The sequence below is a fragment of the Actinotalea alkalitolerans genome (genome assembly GCF_023369855.1).
Taxonomy (GTDB): Bacteria; Actinomycetota; Actinomycetes; order Actinomycetales; family Cellulomonadaceae; genus Actinotalea.
This window is the reverse complement of record NZ_JAMBPP010000007.1, coordinates 1-19543: the sequence shown is the minus strand read 5'-3', so window position 1 is coordinate 19543 and position 19543 is coordinate 1. Positions and strand designations below refer to the sequence as shown.

General features: G+C 74.0%; 14 protein-coding genes. 6 read left to right on the top strand and 8 right to left on the bottom strand.

Going from position 1 to position 19543, the window contains the following annotated elements; all coding sequences use genetic code 11:
* Positions 1-6 precede the first annotated feature (6 nt).
* Positions 7-1494 (bottom strand): AAA family ATPase, encoded by a 1488-nt coding sequence (locus M1R94_RS09990; RefSeq protein WP_249381551.1) that lies wholly within the window; start codon positions 1492-1494, stop codon positions 7-9.
* A gap of 137 nt (positions 1495-1631) precedes the next feature.
* Here M1R94_RS09990 and M1R94_RS09985 point away from each other — a divergent pair, with 137 nt between their 5' ends.
* Positions 1632-2450 (top strand): endonuclease/exonuclease/phosphatase family protein, encoded by an 819-nt coding sequence (locus M1R94_RS09985; RefSeq protein WP_249381550.1) that lies wholly within the window; start codon positions 1632-1634, stop codon positions 2448-2450.
* Between the two features lie 9 nt (positions 2451-2459).
* On the opposite strand, the gene M1R94_RS09980 is transcribed toward M1R94_RS09985, so the two are convergent.
* Genes M1R94_RS09980 through M1R94_RS09960 form a run of 5 tightly spaced genes read right to left on the bottom strand, consistent with a single transcriptional unit; the run spans position 2460 to position 8138 of the window.
* The gene (locus M1R94_RS09980; protein ID WP_249381549.1) at positions 2460-4016 is read right to left on the bottom strand and encodes a metallophosphoesterase; all 1557 of its coding nucleotides are present in this window, start codon (positions 4014-4016) and stop codon (positions 2460-2462) included.
* Positions 4013-5083, bottom strand: coding sequence for an ABC transporter ATP-binding protein (locus M1R94_RS09975; RefSeq protein ID WP_249381548.1), 1071 nt, complete (start codon positions 5081-5083; stop codon positions 4013-4015). The genes M1R94_RS09980 and M1R94_RS09975 overlap by 4 nt, the downstream gene beginning before the upstream one ends.
* Positions 5084-5092: 9 nt before the next feature.
* Positions 5093-6019, bottom strand: a complete 927-nt coding sequence (locus M1R94_RS09970; protein WP_249381547.1) for an ABC transporter permease — start codon at positions 6017-6019, stop codon at positions 5093-5095.
* Positions 6016-6999, bottom strand: coding sequence for an ABC transporter permease (locus M1R94_RS09965; RefSeq protein ID WP_249381546.1), 984 nt, complete (start codon positions 6997-6999; stop codon positions 6016-6018). Before M1R94_RS09965 ends, M1R94_RS09970 begins: the two co-directional genes overlap by 4 nt.
* Positions 6996-8138 (bottom strand): ABC transporter substrate-binding protein, encoded by a 1143-nt coding sequence (locus M1R94_RS09960; protein ID WP_249381545.1) that lies wholly within the window; start codon positions 8136-8138, stop codon positions 6996-6998. Before M1R94_RS09960 ends, M1R94_RS09965 begins: the two co-directional genes overlap by 4 nt.
* A gap of 157 nt (positions 8139-8295) precedes the next feature.
* Here M1R94_RS09960 and M1R94_RS09955 point away from each other — a divergent pair, with 157 nt between their 5' ends.
* Together M1R94_RS09955 and malQ are read left to right on the top strand one after the other, a co-directional pair.
* Positions 8296-8700 (top strand): DoxX family protein, encoded by a 405-nt coding sequence (locus M1R94_RS09955; protein WP_249381544.1) that lies wholly within the window; start codon positions 8296-8298, stop codon positions 8698-8700.
* Positions 8701-9087: 387 nt separating this feature from the next.
* A complete protein-coding gene (gene malQ / locus M1R94_RS09950; RefSeq protein WP_249381543.1) occupies positions 9088-10920 on the top strand; it encodes a 4-alpha-glucanotransferase in 1833 nt (610 codons plus the stop codon).
* Here malQ and M1R94_RS20915 read toward each other — a convergent pair.
* A complete protein-coding gene (locus tag M1R94_RS20915; RefSeq protein WP_374109455.1) occupies positions 10805-11053 on the bottom strand; it encodes a hypothetical protein in 249 nt (82 codons plus the stop codon). The two genes, malQ and M1R94_RS20915, sit on opposite strands and share 116 nt — an antisense overlap.
* Before the next feature lie 224 nt (positions 11054-11277).
* Between M1R94_RS20915 and M1R94_RS09940 the strand changes: the two genes are divergently transcribed.
* The gene (locus tag M1R94_RS09940) at positions 11278-15831 is read left to right on the top strand and encodes a hypothetical protein (protein WP_249381542.1); all 4554 of its coding nucleotides are present in this window, start codon (positions 11278-11280) and stop codon (positions 15829-15831) included.
* Positions 15832-15894: 63 nt separating this feature from the next.
* Here M1R94_RS09940 and M1R94_RS09935 read toward each other — a convergent pair whose 3' ends face one another.
* Positions 15895-17145: a sensor domain-containing phosphodiesterase gene (locus M1R94_RS09935; protein WP_249381541.1), complete on the bottom strand. Its 1251-nt coding sequence runs from the start codon at positions 17143-17145 to the stop codon at positions 15895-15897.
* A 141-nt stretch (positions 17146-17286) separates the two neighbouring features.
* Between M1R94_RS09935 and M1R94_RS09930 the strand changes: the two genes are divergently transcribed.
* Both M1R94_RS09930 and M1R94_RS09925 read left to right on the top strand, forming a co-directional pair.
* Complete coding sequence (locus M1R94_RS09930) at positions 17287-17481, top strand: hypothetical protein (protein WP_249381540.1); 195 nt, start codon at positions 17287-17289, stop codon at positions 17479-17481.
* 245 nt (positions 17482-17726) lie between these two features.
* Positions 17727-19301, top strand: a complete 1575-nt coding sequence (locus tag M1R94_RS09925; RefSeq protein ID WP_249381539.1) for a M20/M25/M40 family metallo-hydrolase — start codon at positions 17727-17729, stop codon at positions 19299-19301.
* Positions 19302-19543 lie beyond the last annotated feature (242 nt).

The following is a 19543-nucleotide window of genomic DNA, read 5'->3' as shown; positions in this document are numbered from 1 at the left end:
CGCAGGTCAGTCCGCGGCGACGGTCCGCTGCGCCGCCCACGCCCTCAGCGACGCGATCCGCTCGGACATCACCACGCTCAACGGCCGGGTGCCGCGGATCTCCGTCAGCACGTGCGCCGCGGCCACCGGACGCCCCTCGGCATGGGCCGCGTAGGCGGCCGACACCACGGCCTGCTCGATCTCGGCGCCCGAGAACCCGTCGCACTCCCGCGCCAGGCCGGCGACCTCGTGCGGCTCGAGAACGACCTCGCGCCGAGCGGCGTGGATGCGCAGCACCTCCTCGCGGACCGCCGGTGCCGGGAGGTCCACGAAGAAGATCTCGTCGAACCTCCCCTTGCGGACGAGCTCGGGCGGCAACCGCGAGATGTCGTTCGCGGTGGCGACCACGAACACCCTGCTGCGCTTCTCGGCCAGCCAGGTCAGGAAGGTCCCGAGCAACCTCTGCGAGGACCCGGTGTCGTTGTCGGAGGTCGCGAGCCCCTTCTCGATCTCGTCGATCCACACGACGCACGGCGCCATGACGTCCGCGGTCGCGAGGCTCTCACGCAGCTTGCGCTCGGACTCGCCCACGTACTTGTCGTGCACCGCGGCGAGATCCAGCCGCAGCAGCGGCACACCGTAGACACCCGCGGCGACCTTCGCGGCGAGGCTCTTGCCGCACCCCTGGACACCGAGGAGCAGCACCCCCTTGGGCGGGTCGAGGCCCGGAGCCGTCCCGTCGAACGCGGGCCGTCGACGGGCGAGCCACTCCTTGAGCCGCGACATCCCGGCGAGCTCTGCCATCGCGGCGGTCTCGTACTCGAAGCCGAGCACCCCGCCCCGGTTGAGCAGGGCGTACTTGGCCTCCATCACCGCCGGAGCGTCCTGAGCGGTCACCGCGCCGTCGTCGTGGATCGCGGTGCGGGCGAGCCGGCGGGTGTCGGTCACCGACAGGCCCGCGAGGTTCTCCACCAGCAGGCCGATCGAGGCCTCGTCGGCACGCACCCGCGCACCGTTGAGGCGGGCCCACTCCCGAGCGACCTCGTCGACGATCGCGCGCCGCTCCTGCCTCCCGGGGAAGGCCATCTCGAAGCGCGCGGCCAGGTGGGCGAGCTCGGGCGGGAGCTCGACCTCGTGGCTGATCAGCACCACGGTGCGCGGTGACTGGTCGTACCGCTGGGCGATGTCCTTGAGGAGCCGGACGTTGACCGGCTCGGCGAGGTAGGGGTGGAAGTCGATCAGCACGTAGATGCCGGGCAGCCCGCCGTCACGGATCGAGGAGAGCACCTGGCCGGGCTCGGCGTTGAACCTCTGCGGGCCACCCAGGTCGACGTCGGCCCGCCGCAGCCCGTCGGTCACCAGCCACTCGAAGACCGGCTGAGGGGGTCTGGCGGTGGCGGCGAGGTCCAGGAGCAGCCGGCGGGCACGCTCCTCGTCACGGGTCTCGATGACGATCAGCGCGACCCGGCTCGCGAGCAGCGCCTCGAGGTCGCGCCGCGAGTCGTGGGTGGTCACGGCGGGCAATCTACCGGTGGGTGGGTGACCCCGGCCGGGACCCGGCGGGTGAGACGCGGACAACGGCCGGGGCGCACTTCGCTAGCCTGGTGGCCGAAGGTGGTTGCGCACGGCGGCCTCGTCGACGATGGGTGGACATGACTGCTGGCCGGTCCCCTGCCGTGCTGCCTGGCGTGAGGCTCGCGACCTTCAACATCCTGCACGGACGGTCCTTCGTCGACCACGAGGTCGACCTCGACCGCTTCTCCGGGGCGGTGGCGGGCCTGGACGCCGACGTGCTGGCCCTCCAGGAGGTGGACCGCTCCCAGCCCCGCTCGCACGGCGCGGACCTCACCCGGCTGGCCGCCGAGGCGATGGGGGCGACCGACCACCGGTTCATGGCGACGATGACCGGTACGCCGGGCCAGTGGCACCCTGCCGCGGACGACCACGCGGCGGACGCACCCGCCTACGGGATCTCGCTGCTGAGCCGCCACCCCGTCCTGTCGTGGCGTGCGCTCCGGCTCGCGCCGCTGCCGTTCCGCGCCCCGGCGTTCCATGCGGACAGCCTGCGCCCCCGCCTGGTGCACGACGAGCCCCGTGCGGCCCTGGCCGCCGTGGTCGACACCCCTGACGGGGAGCTGACCGTGATCGCGACGCACCTGACCTTCGTGCCCGGCTGGAACGTCGTCCAGCTCCGGCGCCTACTCCGTGCCGTGCGGCGGTCCCCCCGCCCGGCGGTGCTCATGGGCGACCTCAACATCCGGGCGCCGCGCGCCGCCCGGCTGACCGGCTGGCGGCCGCTGGTCACCGCCCCGAGCTTCCCGGTGGGCGCACCCGACCGTCAGATCGACCACGTCCTGGCCCAGGGTGACCTGCGGGTCACCTCGGCCGGCACCGTCCACGACACGGGCGTCTCGGACCACCGGGCGCTCGTCGTCGAGGTCCGGGTGGGCGGCCACGAGGCGCCGAGGTAGGCAGGCTGCTCAGACGTGCGGGTCGGGCAGCCGCCAGACGGCGTTGCGGTCACCGGCACGCCCGGCCGGGCGTGCCCTGGAACCAGCACCGCCACGACCGCGGTAGTCGTTGCCCCCCAGCGCTCGCGAGAGCGCTGCGAGGTTGGCCGGGTCCCCCAGCCGGTCCCGGGACCACGTGGCCGGTCCGAGGTGATCGACCACCGTGCTGACCAGCGCGAGGGTCCCTCCCGGCTCACGTGCGAGCTCCAGGACCCGCAGCTGCTGCGGCCAGTCCACCAACGAGGACGTCGTCACCTCCCACAGCCCGCCCGCGCGGTCGGGAGCCTGGTGCCACCGGTGGGAGTGGGCGTGGACGTGCCCCGCCACCCAGGCCACCACGCCGCGGTGGCGCAGGAGCAGCGCCAGGACGTCCGCACCGAGATGGCGCTCGGGCGCCCCGGACGGCGCGTAGCCGTTGGTCAGCGTCCACGACGGGTGGTGCGAGGTCACCACCACGTACCGGCCCGCGGACCGGTCGAGCTCCTCGGCGAGCCACGCGAGCTGGGGCGCGTCCACCGAGCCCTGCCATCCGCCGAACGGGTTCACGGTGTCCAGGGCCACGAACCGGACCTGGCCCACGTCCCGCGCCCAGTACCCCGGACCGACGGGGTCGACCGGGTCACGCTCACCGTCGGCCGGGACCGCCACCCGGGGCGACGTCGGGGCGTGGGTGTAGCGCGCCGGGCCCACGGGCGAGGTGGCCTCGCGTACGACCAGCGGTGTCTGCCCGGGGGCCAGGCCCACCACCCGCTCCGCGCCGGTGGCCAGGGCACGGAGCGGTGCCGTGACCGCGACGGTCCCCTGGAGCAGCGTGTCGTGGTTGCCCGCGACCGTCAGGACCGGCAGACCCGCACCCGGGGAGGTCACCGCGACCCGGGCGGCCTCGACCAGACCCGGCACGCGCGGGTAGCCGTAACGGGCGGTCGGGTGGTCGTCGGCGCAGCCGGCCGGGGCGCCGTCGGGGTGCCAGAAGTGCGGCCACCAGCCACCCGCCCCACGGGACCCGACCCATGCGCTGCGGTGCGGGTGACCGCTCCACGGCGCGACAGGCTGCCCGGCCATGAGCTCGGTGTACCACCGCAGCTCGTTGCGCTGGGCGTTGTCGGTGACGTCCCCGGTGACCAGCACGGCGTCCAGGTCGACCCCGGTGACCGGGGCCGCCGCGAGGCGCTGCACGGCACCCAGGGCGGCCGCGGCGACCTGGACGGTGAGGATCTCCTGCGGGCGATAGGTGCCCACCAGACCGAGGTGGTCGGCGTAGGGCGCCCCGGGGTCGCCGTGGTGGTCGAGGTGCTCGAGGCGGGCCGGCGACTCGGCGTCGCACAGGTGCAGGTCGGTCAGGTGCACCACGCTCGCCAGCACGGCCGCACCCCGGTGCAGCGGCTCACCGTGATGGCCCTCGCCGGGGGCGTCGACCAGGTCGGCCCAGCCCAGCGGGCCCTGGGGACCCCGGTCGAGCGTCCGCTCCACGGTGGACGGCGCGCTGCGCACCGGCGGGGTGCTGCGGGTCGTCGAGGCGCGGTTCACTGGAGCATCACCGCCCCTGCGCCGGGGCGGACCGAGACCGTCACGTGGTCGCCCGTCTCCAGGCCGCCCGCGGTCTCGCCGAGCAGGTCGGCGGTGAGCAGACCCTCGACCGGGTGGTCCAGGGTCAGGCGGGTCAGCGCCCCTTGGAAGGTCACCCCCACGACCCGGGCCGCGTCGCTCGCGCCGTCGGGCGCCGTCAGGACCACCCGGCTCACCCCGACCTGCTCGGGACGCACGACGGCGGTCGCCTCTCCGAAGGAGCGGCCTGCCGAGACCACGGTGCCGACCACCGCATCCACCGGGGACCCCAGCACCCGCCAGGTGCCGTCGGTCCCGCGCTGCGCGGCAAGGCGGTTGACCGTGCCGACGAAGCCCGCGACGAAGGCCGAGGCCGGACGGCTGTAGAGCACCCGTGGTGGGTCGATCTGCTCGACGGCTCCCTCACGCATCACCGCGACGCGGTCGGCCACGGCCATGGCCTCGTGCTGGTCGTGGGTCACGAAGACCGTCGTGACCCCGACCTCACGCTGCAGCCGACGGATCTCCTCGCGCAGGTGCTCCCTGACCTGCGCGTCGAGCGCTGAGAGCGGCTCGTCGAGCAGCAGCAGCCGAGGAGCCGTGGCGATCGCCCGCGCGAGCGCGACCCGCTGCTTCTGCCCGCCGGACATCTGGTGCGGGTACTTCGCGGCATGCTTCTCCAGGCGGGTGACCTCGAGCAGCCGGTCGACCGTTGCGGCGACCTCGCGGGCCCCCTTGCGCTGCACCCGCAGCCCGAACTCGATGTTCTGCCGGGCGGTGAGGTTCGGGAACAGGCTGTACTCCTGGAAGACCATGCCGAACCGACGACGCCGCGGGGAGACCCCGGTGACGTCCTCGCCGTCCACGGTGATGCGTCCGACGTCGGGTCGTTCGAAGCCCGCGAGCAGGCGCAGCGCGGTCGTCTTGCCGCACCCCGACGGTCCCAGCAGGCAGACGAGCTCACCGGTCTCGATGCGCAGGTGAAGGTCCGCGAGCGCAACGGTGGTGCCGAACTCCTTGCGCACCCCGGTCATCTCGATGGTGGCCATGACGTCCTCTCAGATCCCGGTGGTGCTCACGCCCAGCCCACGCCGGCGCAACAGCTGCACGACGGCGCCCAGGGCCAGGGCGGTGAGGACCATGACAGCCAGCGCGAGGGCCATCCCGGCCTGCGGGGCGGAGCGCTGGTAGTTGACGAGGTAGGTGGGCAAGGTCTCCTTGAGCAGCAGCGAGGCGAACGCGAACTCGCCGAGCACCGCGGCCGCGGTGAGCCCGCAGGCCGCCACGACGGAGGCGCTGAGGTTGGGGGCCAGGACGCGCAGCAGAACCGTGGGCCACGACGCTCCCAGGCTGCGGGCGGCCTCGACGAGGGTGCGGGCGTGGATGCTGCGCAGCCCCGCGTCCAGCGCACGGTAGGTGAAGGGCATCGCCCACAGCGCGTAGAACGGCACCAGGCTCAGCGGGCTGGCCAGGAACCACGGTGCGACGGCGCGGAAGGTGGCCGCCACCCCCACGACCAGTGCGATCGGTGGGATGACCCACGGCAGGAGGGTGATCGCGGTGAGCACCGGGCGCAGGTGTGGTGCCCTGATCTCGGCCAGTACCGCGAGCGGCAGCAGGAGTGCCAGGTTGAGGGCGATGGCGAGCACGGCCAGCACGACGCTGGTGCGAGTGGCCTCCCAGAGGGCGGGCTCACCCAGGGCCTGACCGAGCCGGTCGAGGGACCAGCCCTCGAGCAGCCGGCCGCGGTCCAGCAGGGCGACCGGGACGTTCTGGAAGGCGAAGCGGGCCATCGCCAGCTGCGGCACCACGAAGAACAGGCCCAGGGCCACCAGGTACGTCCACCGCAGGACCTGGCCGGCGCGCGGGAGGCGACGTGGGCGCCGCTGGCCGGCACCCGGGTCTCCGCGCCGACCCACCGGTGCACGTCGCGGCGCTGGGGCGCCCGCCGGCGGGGGCGCCGGTGTCGCGGTCGTGGCGGTCATCCGCGGGACCACCGGGCGGCGCGCCGCTGCAGCAGGCTCATCAGGCCCAGGCTCGCCAGGAGCAGCGCGACGGTCCAGGTCACCAACGCGTACCCGAGGTCCTGCTCACCGGTGATCACGTTGCCCTGGAGCACGAAGCGGATCTGCAGCGGGACGAGCTGGCCGCTCGAGTTCAGCACCCAGGCCGTCGCGTAGGCGCTGAACGCGTTGATGAACAGCAGGAGCATCCCGCCCAGCGTCGAGGGGAGCAGGATCGGTGCGGCCACGGTGCGCCAGTAGCGCACCGGCCCGGCGCCCATCAGCGTGGCCGCCTCGCGCCAGGACTCGCGCAGGCCCGTCACGGCGGGCATCACCACGAGGAACATCAGCGGCACCTGGAAGTACAGGTACACCACCGTCAGACCGGTCAGGGTCGAGAGCGAGAAGCCCGACCCGACCAGGTCGATCCCGACAGCGGCGAGTAGCTTGGTGAGCGCCCCCTGGGTACCCAGGGCAGCGACGAAGGCGAAGGCCAGCGGGACGCCGCCGAGCTGCGAGGCCACCGAGCACCACGCGTCCAGCGCGGGACGCAACCAGGCGGGACGGCTCATCCCCCGGACCGCGAGGGCCAGCAGCAACCCGAGCACCCCGCCGAGCACGGCGGTCGCCGCGGCCAGTGTCAGCGAGTTCTGGAACGCGCTGCGGTACGGCCCCGAGATGGCCCGCATCAGCGCCTGCGTCCCGACCGCACCGTCCGGCGTGACCGACTGCACGACCACCGTGAGGGTCGGCCACAGGAGGAAGACCCCGACGAACGCCAGGAAGGGGAGCAGGGCGAGCGTGCTCCCCCTCGGTCGGGCCCATCGCCGTCGGGCGCGTGCCGCCCTCCCGGGTCGTCCCGGTTCGGGCGTCCTGGAGCCCTCGGGGGACGACCCACCCACCGGGTCGGCGTCCAGGCTGGACGCCGACCCGGTGGTGGTCACCAGCCGGAGGTCGGTCACCTGTCGGCGACCAGCGGGCCCCACTGCTCGGCCAGGGTGGCCTTGGCAGCGTTGATCTGGTCCTGGGTCGGGAAGGTGATCTGCTCGATCGTCTCGGCGTCGGGCAGGTTCGCAGCGAGCTCGTCGTCGACCAGACCGGCCTCGACCAGCGCGGCGTACCGGGCCGGGATGGCGCCTCCCGCCAGGTACCCCAGGGCACCGTCGTCGCCGACGAGGTGCTCGAGCCAGAGCCGGGCCGCGCACGGGTGCGGGGCCTCGGTGACGACGGACTGCGCGTAGTACCCGCCGTAGACGCCGTCCTGCGGGACGGTGACCTGGATGTCGAAGCCGGCGTCCTGCATGATCGGCTCGATGGCGGGGAAGTTGTAGGTCCAGTCGAGGGCGATCGGGACCTCGCCCGAGACCAGGGTGGCCTCGGTCACGTCGATCGACTGGAGGTTGCCGATCTCCTTGAGCTCGGCGAAGTACTCGATCCCGGGCAGGATGTCGTCGAAGTCGCCACCGTTGGCGAGCGAGGCCGCCATGACGGCTGCGAAGGCCGCACCGGCCTCGCGCGGGTCGCCGTTGAGGGTCACCATGCCGCGATAGGCGGGATCCTTGAGGTCGGCGAACGAGGTCGGCGCCTGCGGGACGAGGGTCGTGTTCGTCGCCACGGCCATGACCCCGTAGTACGCCGCGACCCAGTGACCCTCGGGGTCCTTGAGGGCATCCGGGATCTCGTCCCAGACGACCGGCTTGTACTGCTCGGCGTAGCCCTCGTCGATCATCTGCTGGGTGAACGAGGCACCCACGTCGACGACCTCGGGCATGTCGGCCTGGCCGCGCAGGGTCTGGATGGCGGTGATCTCGTCGGCCGACGACGCATCGGGGTTCGCGACCTTCGCCTCCAGGCCGTAGCCGTCACGGAAGTCGGCCAGGATGCCGCCGTAGTTGGCCCAGGTGTCGGGCAGGGCGATGAGGTTGACCGAGCCCTCGGCGGCGGCGGCCCGAGCGATCTCCTCGATCGTCGTCCCGCAGTCCGCAGGTGAGGCCCCGCCTGCGGTCGCAGGCGAGGCGGGGGTCTCGGCGGTCGCCGGGCTGCAGGCGGTCAGGGCGACCGCCACCAGGGCGAGCGGGGCGAGCAGGGTGGTTCTGCGCATCGAAGTCCCTCGGGGAGGAGTGCGGCCGAGCGAGTCCCGGCACGAGGGGATGTCTAGCGAGGCGGGGCGACGCACCCGCACCGGGCGGGTGAACGTCGAGGGATCGCTCGATGAAGATCCGCGCCGAGGCCCGGGGACCGCCGGTAGCGTGCGGTGGGTGCCTGACCTCCGGGTGTCCCCCACCGCAGCCCAGGGCCGTGCGACGGCGCTGGTCGCGCTGCTCGCGACGGCCGGTGCGACCCACCTGGTCGCGCCCCGGGCCTACGCGTCGCTGATCCCCCGGGGACTGGGCGACCCGCGCCCGTGGGTGATCGGCAGCGGGGTCGCCGAGCTCGCCTGCGCGGTCGCGGTGGCGATCCCCCGTACCCGGCGCGCGGGTGCTCTGGCGACCGCGGCACTGTTCGTCGGGGTGTTCCCGGGGAACGTGACGATGGCCCTGCGCGCACGCTCGGGGGCCGGGTCGGCGCTGGTTCGGGCGGTCGCCTGGGGGCGCCTCCCGCTGCAGGTCCCGCTGGTCCGGTGGGCGCTGCGGGTGGCTGCCGAGGCCCCCCGGGCGGGGTGAGGGACCGGGTCGGCGGGGTGCCCGCGCCGGTCCGTCGCAGACCGTTCCCAGGTGGATGTGGCAGGTTGGTCCCCCTGCACGGGCCGAATATCACGAACTGGTGGGGAACACCCCTTGGCCGGGGACCGTTGTACCGGTGCTCGCGTCATCACTGGGCGCCCGGGGACTCTCATCCTCACAAGGCCCCGCGCAGCGGAGGTCGCACCGGTCAGGTTCCACCTGGACGACTTCGCTGGCAGGGGTATGAGGTCCCGCCAGGGTCTGCAACACTCGTCTACGCTTTCTGAAACTTGCAAGCGAGCGTAGCTCCCAGCTTCGAAGGGTCAGGTGTGTCCTCCCATGGCACAGCACACCATCTCGGAACCATCACCCGTCTTGGAGAGCACGATGCACACCTTGGACGAGCTCGGCATCCCGGAGAGCTACGTCGACGCGCACGGCCACGTCCAGACGCCGCCCGCCCAGACGTTGGCCGCGATGGCCGCCGCTGTCGGCGCCGGGCCCGTCGTCGAACAGCCGCTCGTGTGCGTCCCCGGGCAGCACCACCCCGCTCTCGACGGCCCCGATGAGCTGCTCGACCAGCACGAGAACGTCGTCGCGACCCCGGACGGCCTGGCCCCCGAGACCGGCTACTACCACCTCGTCTCCCGGCAGGGCACCCGCCGCCTGGTGATCAGCGCCCCCGAGCGCCTCCCGCAGCCGCCGCGCGGCTGGGGATGGGCCGTGCAGCTCTACGCCGCCCGGTCACGTGACTCATGGGGCATCGGCGACTTCGGCGACCTCACCACCATCACCCGGGCCGCGCAGCACGCCGGGGCCCGGTCGGTGCTCATCTCGCCGGTCCACGCCGCCGCACCCGTGCCCGCCCAGCAGGCCTCGCCCTACTCACCCGCCTCACGCCAGTGGCTCCAGCTGCTGCACATCGCGATCGAGGACGTCCCCGGCGCGAGCGAGGTGGACCTGACCGACCTCTCGCAGGCCGGCCGCGGGCTCAACGAGCAGCGGCGCATCTACCGCGACACCGTGTGGACCCTCAAGCGGGCAGCCCTCGAGCGGATCTGGGAGGCCACCCGGTACCAGCTGCCCGTCGAGCACGACGTCTGGGTCGGCGAGCACGGTCAGGACCTGACCCGCTTCGCGACCTGGTGCGTCCTGGCCGAGACCTACAGCACCGGCAACTGGCGTGAGTGGCCCGAGCAGTACCACCACCCCCGCGGCGCGGTCGACTTCGCCGCGGAGCACGCCGACCGGATCGCCTTCTACGCGTGGGCGCAGTGGGTCGCCGACACCCAGTTCGGTGCCGCCTGCCGCGCCGGGGCGAGCGTCGTCGCCGACGTCGCCGTCGGCTTCGACTCGAGCAGCGCGGACGCCTGGGGCCACCAGGACGAGGTCTGCTTCGACTTCGAGGTGGGCTGCCCGCCGGACCGCCACAACCTCGACGGGCAGAAGTGGGGCCTGCCCCCGCTCAACCCGGTCGCCCTGGTCGCCGCCGACTTCGACCCGTTCATCAAGATGGTCCGCTCGGCGCTGCGGCACGCCGACGCGCTGCGGATCGACCACGTGATGCAGCTCTGGCGCCTGTTCTGGGTCCCTGCCGGCGCGGCGGCCGGGCAGGGCGCCTACGTCCACTACCCGACCGAGGCCATGCTCGCGATCCTGCGGGTCGAGGCCGACCGGACCGGCGCATGGGTCGTCGGCGAGGACATGGGCACCGTCGCCGAGGGCGTCCGCGAGACCATGGAGCGGGTCGGGATGCTCGGGTACCGCGCCGCCCTGCGACTGCCCGTCGACCAGTTCCCCGAGCCGGTCATGGGCGCGTCGTCGACCCACGACCAGGCCACGATCGCCGGCACGCTGACCGGGTCGGACATGGAGGACCTGCGCAGCATCGGCAAGTCCGCGAACTTCGAGCAGCTCGAAGGGGTGCGCCGCGAGCTCGCAGCGGCAGCCGGCGTCGACCCCGACGGGCCGATCGGCACCGCGGAGATCCACCGTGCCGTGCTCGCGCAGTACGAGCGGCTGGCGGCGTGCAAGGCCCGGGTCGTGCTCGCCTCGCTGGACGACGTCGGAGCGGTCGCCGAACGACCGAACATGCCCGGCACCGTCACCGAGTGGCCCAACTGGTGCCTAAGCCTGCCGCGACCGGTCGAGGACGTCCTGGACGAGCCCCTCGCCCACGAGCTCGCCGCGGTCCTGGGGTCGCACGGCCGCACGGCCTGAGGGCCCGCCTCGACGCAACCCCTCGGCGTCGATCTGCGCGGTCCGGGTTGGGCACCTGGACCTGCCGGTCGAGCCGGCCCGGTCGGGTCAGTGCGGGGTCGAGGGTGTCGGCCCGGTTCGTCGCGGCCGGCACGACCACCTGCGAACCGCCGAAGCCGCCTGATCTCGTTGAGCAGCGAGATCAGGCAGCTCGTCGGGGTCCACGTCCTGCTGATCGGCAGTGGTGAGAGCGACTGAGGCGTCGACACCGACCACCCGCAGGCCTGTGCAGGACGCCCTCGCGACGACCCGCCGTGCGTGTAGCCTGCGACGCGTCCGGAGCACGACCCCACCCCAGCATCGCTCGGAGGAGCCCTCGTGCCACCAGGGATGCCGGGCTCGGCGGACCAGCACGGCACGGACGGGTGGTGGGCACCCGATCCGATGCGGCGCGCTCCGCTGCGGTTCTGGTCCGGCGCGGGCTGGACCCGGTGGGTCAGCGACGGTCGGTCCGTCTGGGCCGACGCGACCCCGGTCCGCCGTGCCCTCGTCGCGTCCGACCACGACGCTCTCCAGCTGGTCGAGGAGGTCCTCCTCCCGGAGGCACAGGCCCGCGGGATCCTGACCGTCGGCCAGCAGCCAGCACTCCTCGCGCTGGTGGCCGAGCTCCGCGCCGAGGCCGCGGGTGGGACGGGGACCGGTCCGCAGCCGGGCGCCGTCGCGGTCGCCACGGCCACCGCACGCCCCGTCGCCGCCCGCCCGGCCACCGCCCGCGCCACGACCCCCGTCGCCGCCCGCCCGGCCACCGCCGCCACGCCCCCCGTCGCCGCCCGCCGTCCGGCCCCGGTGCGCGCCCCTGCGCCGCGACAGCCCTCCCCGCTGGCCCGGTGGTGGTCACGCACCCGCCACGTGGTGGGTACCGACCTGACCGTGCACGGCCTCGCGTACCTGGGCGTGCTGCTGCTCTTCGTCGGTCTGTTCGGGCTGGTGGCCTTCGCCTTCGCCGACGTCGCCCCGGCCATGCGCCCCGTCGCCGAGCTCGCGGCCGCGTCGGTCCCCTTCCTCGCCGCGCGACTCCTGCTCGGGCACGGGGCCGCCGTCGTCGGCAGGGCGCTCGAGGTGGTCGGTGGGCTGCTGCTGCCCGTCATGGTGATCACCTCGGTGCTGGACGGCTACCCTTTCCCGCCCGACCTCCAGGGCTCGTCCCTCGTCGTGGCGGTGACCACGGTGTGCCTGGTGGGCGCGCTGGCCTACGCCTGGTGGTCCGAGCGGCACCCGGCCAGCGGGCTGCGCTACCTGGTCGCCCCCCTGCTCTGGTTCGCCGCCGCGGGCGCGACGCTCGGTGTCGGGCGCCCGGTGCCGGTCGGGGAGCAGGTGGCCGTGCTGAGCAGCGCGCAGGTCACCGCGCTGTCGGGCGCGCTCGTGCTGACCCTGGCCGCCGCACGCCTGCGACCTGCAGCGCGTCTCGCCGGACCGACCGTGAGCGCCGGGGTGCCCGGCACTCTCGTCGTCGCCCTCCTGGCCCTCCTGACCTGGGCGGCGCAGGGCTGGCCCCCGGTCGAGATCGGCCTCACCGGGGTCTTCCTCCTCGCGGCGCTGCCGCTGCTGCGCCCGCGGGTCCCGGACGAGGTGCTCGACCTCGTCGTGCCGGCATGGTGGGCCGTCGTCACCCTCGCGCTCGTCCCGGGTCTGCCCGGAGCCGTGGTCGCCACGGTGTCCGCGGCGGGGTTCCTCGTGCTCCTGGAGGTCGCTGGGCGGCGGCACCGTCCGCCCTCGGCCGTCGCCCTGCCCGCGGTGGGGCTGGGGATCGCCCTGGTGGCTGCGTGGCCGGAGGCGCCGTGGGCCGCGGGCCTGCTCGCCGGTGTCGCCGGCTGGGCCGCGGTCCGGCGCACCCGGCCCTACGCCCGGGAGACGACCACGGCCCTCGACGCAGCGGCCGCGGTGCTGCCCGTGGCTGCCGTCGTGGCCCTGGGCCGGGCGACCGACCTCATGACCTCCGTGGTCGCCGCGACGGCGCTCGTGATGCTGGCCACGCTCCTGGCGACCCGTCCTGTGCTGGACCGCGGCACGGGCGACGCGTTCTGGCGCACCTGGTGGAGGGTGGCGTCCCCGGTCGTCGGCACCGCCGCGCTGCTCCTGGGGGCGCCGCGCGTCCTGGACGGCACGCTGGGGGCGGCCTCACCGACCGAGCAGTGGGTCGCCGTCGGCTGCCTGCTCGCCCTGGCCGCCACCACGGCGGTCGGACCCCTGCCGGCGACCGTGAGGGTGTGGGCCGTGCCCGTTCCCCTCGTGGCCGCCTGGCTGCTGGCCTGCTCGACCGCCGAGGTGCCGGACCTCGTGCGTGGCACCGTCCTGGGCGTCGCAGCACTGGCGATGGTCGTGGGCGCGCACCTCCCCCGACGGGTGGCAGCTGACGGCCCGGGCTCCGTGAGCAGCCACCTGGGTGGTGCAGGCCACCTGGTCGCAGGGGTCTCGCTGGTGGTGGCCGGTGGCGGCTGGTCGACGGTCGCCGTGGTGGGCCTGGCGACCGCAGGCGTCCTGGTGACGGCCGTCCGTGACGACTCCGACCGCTCGCCGGTGGGCGCGGCGCTGGCCCGCAGCGGTGAGCTCGCACGCCACCTGCCGTGGGTCCTCGGCGCGATCGGCTTCCCGGTCGTCGTGTCACTGGCCCTCGACGAGTCCGGCCTGGTCCCGCTCTCGGGCCCCTGGGCCACCGCCGCCGTCTCGGCGACCGCGCTGCTGTACGCGGGGCTCGCACGCATCCACCGCCCCGTGCGTCGCGGCACCACCCTGGCCTGGGTCGCCGTCGTCGCAGCGGTCCTCGGCGCCACCACCCCGGGTGCGGCGTGGCCTGCCGTGTCCGGCCTCGCCGCCCTGGTGCTGACCGTGGTGCTGCTCCCCGCGCACCGTCGCCCCGAGCCCGTCCGCTGGGTCGGCTGGCTGGCGTCGACTCCTCTGCTCGGGCTCCTGGCCTGGCAGACGGTGCCCTGGTTCGCCGGGCTCGGTGCCACGACCGCTACCGCTGCCACGCTCGTGGTGGTCGGGGCGGCGCAGGTGGTCGGCGCTGCCGCGGCCGACCTCCGGGGGCAGTCGTGGGTCCCTCACGCCATCCCCCGCCGGCGCGCCCTGATCGCCCCGGCCACCCTGGGTGGCGCCAGCCTGGGAGCCGGCCTGCTGATGTCGGCCGTGCTGGTGCCCGCGCGCCCGGCCGGGACGCTGCTCGTCGTGGGTGCCGGGGTGATGGTCGCCGTCGGGCTGCTGGCCCGCGCGGGACTGCTCGGCGGGCTCGGCGTCGTCACGGCATGGTGGGGTGCACTCTGGCTCTCGGGTCCCCAGATCGAGGACCGACCGTGGATCGCCGTCCTGGTCACCGCCGGCGTCCTGGCGTGCGCCGAGGCCCTGCACCGGGCGTCCCCCGACCGGCTGTGGTGGAGCCGCTGGGACGTCCCGGTGCTGGCCGCCGCCGTCCCGGTCGCGCTGACCGCCCTGCTGGTCGCCTTCGGCACCCCTGCCTTCGTCCCGACGTCCACCGTCGTGGGCGCCCTGACCGTGGTCGTCGCGGTGCGCCTGCGCACCCGTCGGGCACTCGCCGAGGTCCTCGGCTGGACCGGGACCGTGCTGATCCTCGCCGGTGCGGCGCAGGCCGGCAGCGGCTGGCTCGCGCTCGCCCTGCTCGGGCTGGCCGCGGTGCACACCACCCTGGCCGTGCGGGCCACCGGTGACGAGCACATCCTGCGTCAGCTGGTCGGGGTGGGCGCGGCCCTCGCGTCGTGGACGGTGGCGCTCGGCTGGTTCGCGTGGTCGGCCCAGACCTCGATCGACGTCTCGGCCGCCGGTGCGGGCGGCCTGGCGCTGCTCATCGGCGGGCTGGCCCACGTGCGGCAGGTCGAGCGGTCCTGGCCCATGGTGTGGGGCGGTGCGGCGCTCGCCGTGACGGGCGTCGCGACGTCGGCCAGCCTGCGGGTCGCCGACCTGTCACCCGTCGAGGTCGCACCGAGCCCCTGGGTGGTGCTCGGCGTGCTGCTCGTCGCCGCCGCCCTGGTCACCGCCGCCTCCCCGCTGCGGCTCCCCGTGCTCCGCGACGTCGCCGCGGGCGCCGTCCTGGTAGCCCTGCTGCTCGCCTTCGTCGTCGGCGAGGTCACCGCCTCGGCGCGGGTGGGGGTGCTCGCCGGGCTGGCGGCCCTCCTGGCAGCTGTGACCCTCGCGCTGGCGGTGCGTGCACCGGGCAGTCCCTGGGCACGACCGTCCACCGGTCTGTCCGGGGCCGCCGCGGTGATCGCGGCGCTCATGGGTGCGGCGCACCTGCCCGACACGGCACTGCTCGTCCCGGTGCTGGCCACGGCCGCGGTCCAGGTCGCCGCCCTCGGCGTCGCGTGGCGTTCCGTCGGGCTGCAGATGGCCTCACCGGCCCTGGCCTGCGCCGCCTGGCTGCTCGCCGTCCCGGCGGCCCTCGCCGACGGGCCGCACTGGTACACGGTGGCGGTGGGCCTGGCCCTGCTGACGGTCGTCGCGCTGTGGCGTCGGGACCGCAGGGCACGAGGCGCCGACACGTCCTCAGGGGAGATCGTCGCCCTCGAGCTCGTCGGGGTCGCCTTCGTGGTGGGTGCCTCGTTCGTGCAGGCCGTGACCGAGTCGCTGCTGCACGCGCTGGTCGCGACGGCCCTCGGGCTGGCCGTCATCGGCTGGGGTGTGCTGACCCGCGTGCGGCGACGCGTGGCCACGGGTGCGCTGGTGGTGCTGGCCGGGACGGTCGTGCTGGTCGCAGTACCGCTGGTCGCGCTGCTCCCGGCCTGGGGCGACGCCGGCCTGTGGCTCCTGGTCGCCGGGGTGGGGCTCGTCTCGGTGCTCGCAGCCACCCTGGTCGAACGGGGACGTGCGGCGGCCCGCTCGACGCGTGGCCGGTTCCGGGACGCGACCCGCGGCTGGGAGTGACGCCCTCCCGGTGGCTTCGGGCCTGGGCTCGTCGGGTCTGACGCCTGTCGGGCCCGGGCCTCGTCAGGTCGCGAGCACGCCGGGGTGCGAGGTCGGTTCCGGCGCCGCGGCCCCCCGGGGGCGGGGCAGGACCGCGCCCGACGGCACGGCCTCCTCGAGCGCCTCGGGTGGGCCTGGCCGCCCGAAGTACCACCCCTGGGCGAGGTCGACCCCCACGGTGCGCAACGCGTCGACGTCGGCCGCGGTCTCGACACCCTCGGCCACGACCTGGGTGCCGTTGCCGTGGGCGAACGCGACCAGCGCCGCGACCAGCGTGGTCAGCACCGGGTCGTGGCTGAGCCCGTCGACGATGCTGCGGTCGAGCTTGATGACGTCGGGAGCGCACAGGACGATGTGGCGCAGCGAGGAGAACCCCGCGCCGACGTCGTCGATCGCCAGCCGCATGCCGGCGGCGCGCGGCCCCTCGAGGGCCGCGTGCAGGGCCTGGTAGTCCTCGACCTGGTCGTGCTCGGAGAGCTCGAGCAGGATGCGCGCCGCCGGCAGCCGGGACAGCAGGTCGGCACACCCCGGGGTCAGCAGCGTCTGGGGGGAGACGTTCATCGCGACGTACCCCGAGACAGCCGGGAGGTGGTCCGCGGCCCGTTCGAGCGCCAGCAGCTCGAGCTCGTGCCCGGCACCGACGCTGTGCGCCTCGGCGAAGACGACGTCGGGCGCCCTGCCCCAGCTCGCCGGGAAGCGGCTGAGCGCCTCGGCCCCGGTCCGCCGGCCGGTGGCGAGGTCGACGATGGGCTGCAGGACGACCGTCGGGCCACCAGCCCGGAGCACCGGGCCGAGCCTGCCCTGGATCTCGGCGCGGAGGGCACCGGCGACCACACCGGGCTCGATGATCACCGCGGCCGCCGAGGCGAGAACCTCCATCAGGGCCTTGTCCCGGGCGTTGAGACCCTTGTCGGAGGTCAGCCCCGCAGCGCAGAAGGTGCCGTAGTACGTCCCGTCGCTCAGGGTGACCGGGACCGAGACGTAGCTGCGCAGCCGCGGGAACCGTGCGGCCGGCAGGGCCATCGCGGCCGGGTGGTCACGCACGTCGGGGATCACCGCAGGGAGCAGCCCGTCGTGGATCGCCTGGCAGAAGGTGGTCTCCTGACGCAGCTCGAGCCCTTCGCGGAAGAGCAACGGGATCGAGGAGTCGACCACCTCGAGGTGCTGGGTGGTGCCGTCCATCCGGGTCAGGAAGGAGACGCTCAGCCCGAGGGCCTTCTTGGCGGTGCGCAGCAGCTCGGCGACCTGCTGCTCGGCGGCTGTCCGCTGCGCCATGTGCACCTCCTGCCCACGACGGCGTCTCCCGTCCGGTCGACCTATCGGCTGCGCCGGCCCGCAGGTGAGCAGTCGGGGAAAGGACCGGCGCGGCGCATGTCGCACCACGGACGTGTCAGTGGTGCGACATACCGTCGGAGCATGGCTACCACCGACACCCACACCTGCGTCTTCTACGACCACGGCGAGGCGGAGCTGGCCTGCGTCTGCGGGCAGCTGGCGATGTACGTGGTCGAGGAGGACGGCACCGACGCCGTCCTGGTCGTCCTGGAGGACGGGACCACGCTCGAGCTCCCCGCGGAGGCTCAGGTCGAGGAGCTCGCGATCTCCGCCTAGCCCACCAACGGGGTCATCGGCTCCGTGACAGGAGCCGTCTCGTGCTGACCCGTGCCGCACCTCAACCACCTGTCCGCGCAGGCCAGGACGGGGCGCGATCGTCATCACGGCTGCGACCCGGGTGAGAGACCAACTTCTCCCAGGGGCTTCCCTCACTCCTCGGACCGCGCCTACCTTGGCCAGCATTGGGACGGGAGATCCGGTGTCAAAGAGGCGCCGGCACCCCCGCCGAGGAGGAGCAGATCGTGACAGCACGCCGACACCTCGTCGCCCTCGTTGCCGCCAGCACACTGGCCGCGGGCACCCTCATGGCATCCCCTGCGACGGCGCACGGGAACCCCCACACACCTGAGCGGTTCGCCGACCGTGTGACCACACAGGGTGTGATGCGGCACCTCGAGAGGTTCCAGGCCATCGCCGACACCCACGACGGCAACCGCGCGGCACTGACCCCGGGATACGAGGCCAGCGCGGAGTACGTCGAGACCACACTCAGGCGCGCCGGGTACCGGACCGAGCGTGACCACTTCACCTTCGACCTCGAGGTCGTGGACGCCGCGAGCCTGACCGTGGGCACCGCAGAGCCCTTCACCGTCGAGGTCGACCAGATGCAGTTCTCCCCCAGCAGCCCCGAGGGGGGTGTCACCGGGAACGCCTCGGCGCCGACGGACGGCCTGGGCTGCACCGCCGACACCTGGGACGGGGTCGACGCGGTCGGCACCATCGCCGTGATCGGCCGCGGTGTCTGCGCCTTCGCCGACAAGGCGGTCAACGCCGAGGCCGCGGGCGCGATCGGCGTCGTGGTCCACAACAACACCGAGGGCATGCTCTTCGGGACCCTGGGCGCCGAGGGTGTGGTGGGGATCCCGGTGGCCGGGACGACGCTGGCCGACGGGCAGGCGGTGCTCGCGGCTGCCGCCGAGGGACCGGTGAGCCTGACCCTGGACGTCCGGTTCCACGTCGAGGAGGCCGAGAGCTTCAACGTCATCGCCCAGACCCGCCACGGTCGCGCCGACAACGTGGTGATGCTCGGGGCGCATCTCGACAGCGTCGAGGACGGCCCGGGCATCAACGACAACGGCACGGGCTCGGCCGCGCTGCTCGAGGTCGCGGTCCAGCTCGCCAAGGGCAAGAAGCTGCCCAACGCGGTGCGCTTCGCCTGGTGGGGCGCCGAGGAGCTCGGGCTGATCGGCTCGACCGCGTACGTCGAGGAGCTCGCCGAGCAGGAGGGTGAGCTCGACCGCATCGCGACCTACCTCAACTTCGACATGGTCGGCTCGCCGAACTACGTCATCGGTGTGTACGACGCGGACGAGTCCACCTACCCGGCCCCGGTCGAGGTGCCCGAGGGCTCGATCGCGACCGAGGCGGTCTTCACCGACTACCTCGACAGCATCGGTCAGCCGTGGGTCGACACCGAGTTCTCGGGTCGGTCGGACTATCAGGCCTTCATCGTCAACGGGGTCCCGGCCTCGGGTCTGTTCACGGGCGCCGACGGGTCCAAGACCGAGGACGAGGTCGCGCTCTTCGGCGGCACCGCGGGCATCCCGTACGACCCGAACTACCACACCCCGCAGGACGACCTGTCGAACGTCGACCCTGAGGCGCTCGGCATCATGAGCAAGGCGATCGCGTTCGCGACGTACAGCCTCGGCCTGGACACCTCCGCCGTCAACGGCGTCACCACCCCCGACCGTCCGGGCAAGGGTCACGGTCGGGGCCATGGGAAGGGTCCCGGCAAGGGCTACGGCAAGGGTCACGGACCCGGGCACGGCAAGGGGCCGGGCACGAGCCACGTCTGGGAGCAGAAGGCCTCCTGAGCCAGGGGCGACCACGTCCCCTCGGGTCAGCAGCCCGCACGAAGGTCGGGAGCCCGTCGTCCCCACGGGGCGGCGGGCTCCTCGGCCGTCCTCACCTCACCGGCGAGGCGGCCGGAGTACCGTGGCGATCATGGCGCGGTCGCGCACACCACCCGAGGAGAACCCATGAGCATCCCTGTCGACATCGGCATCCCCGACGAGCAGCGCGCACGGATCGTGCACGGCCTCTCCCGCGTGCTGGC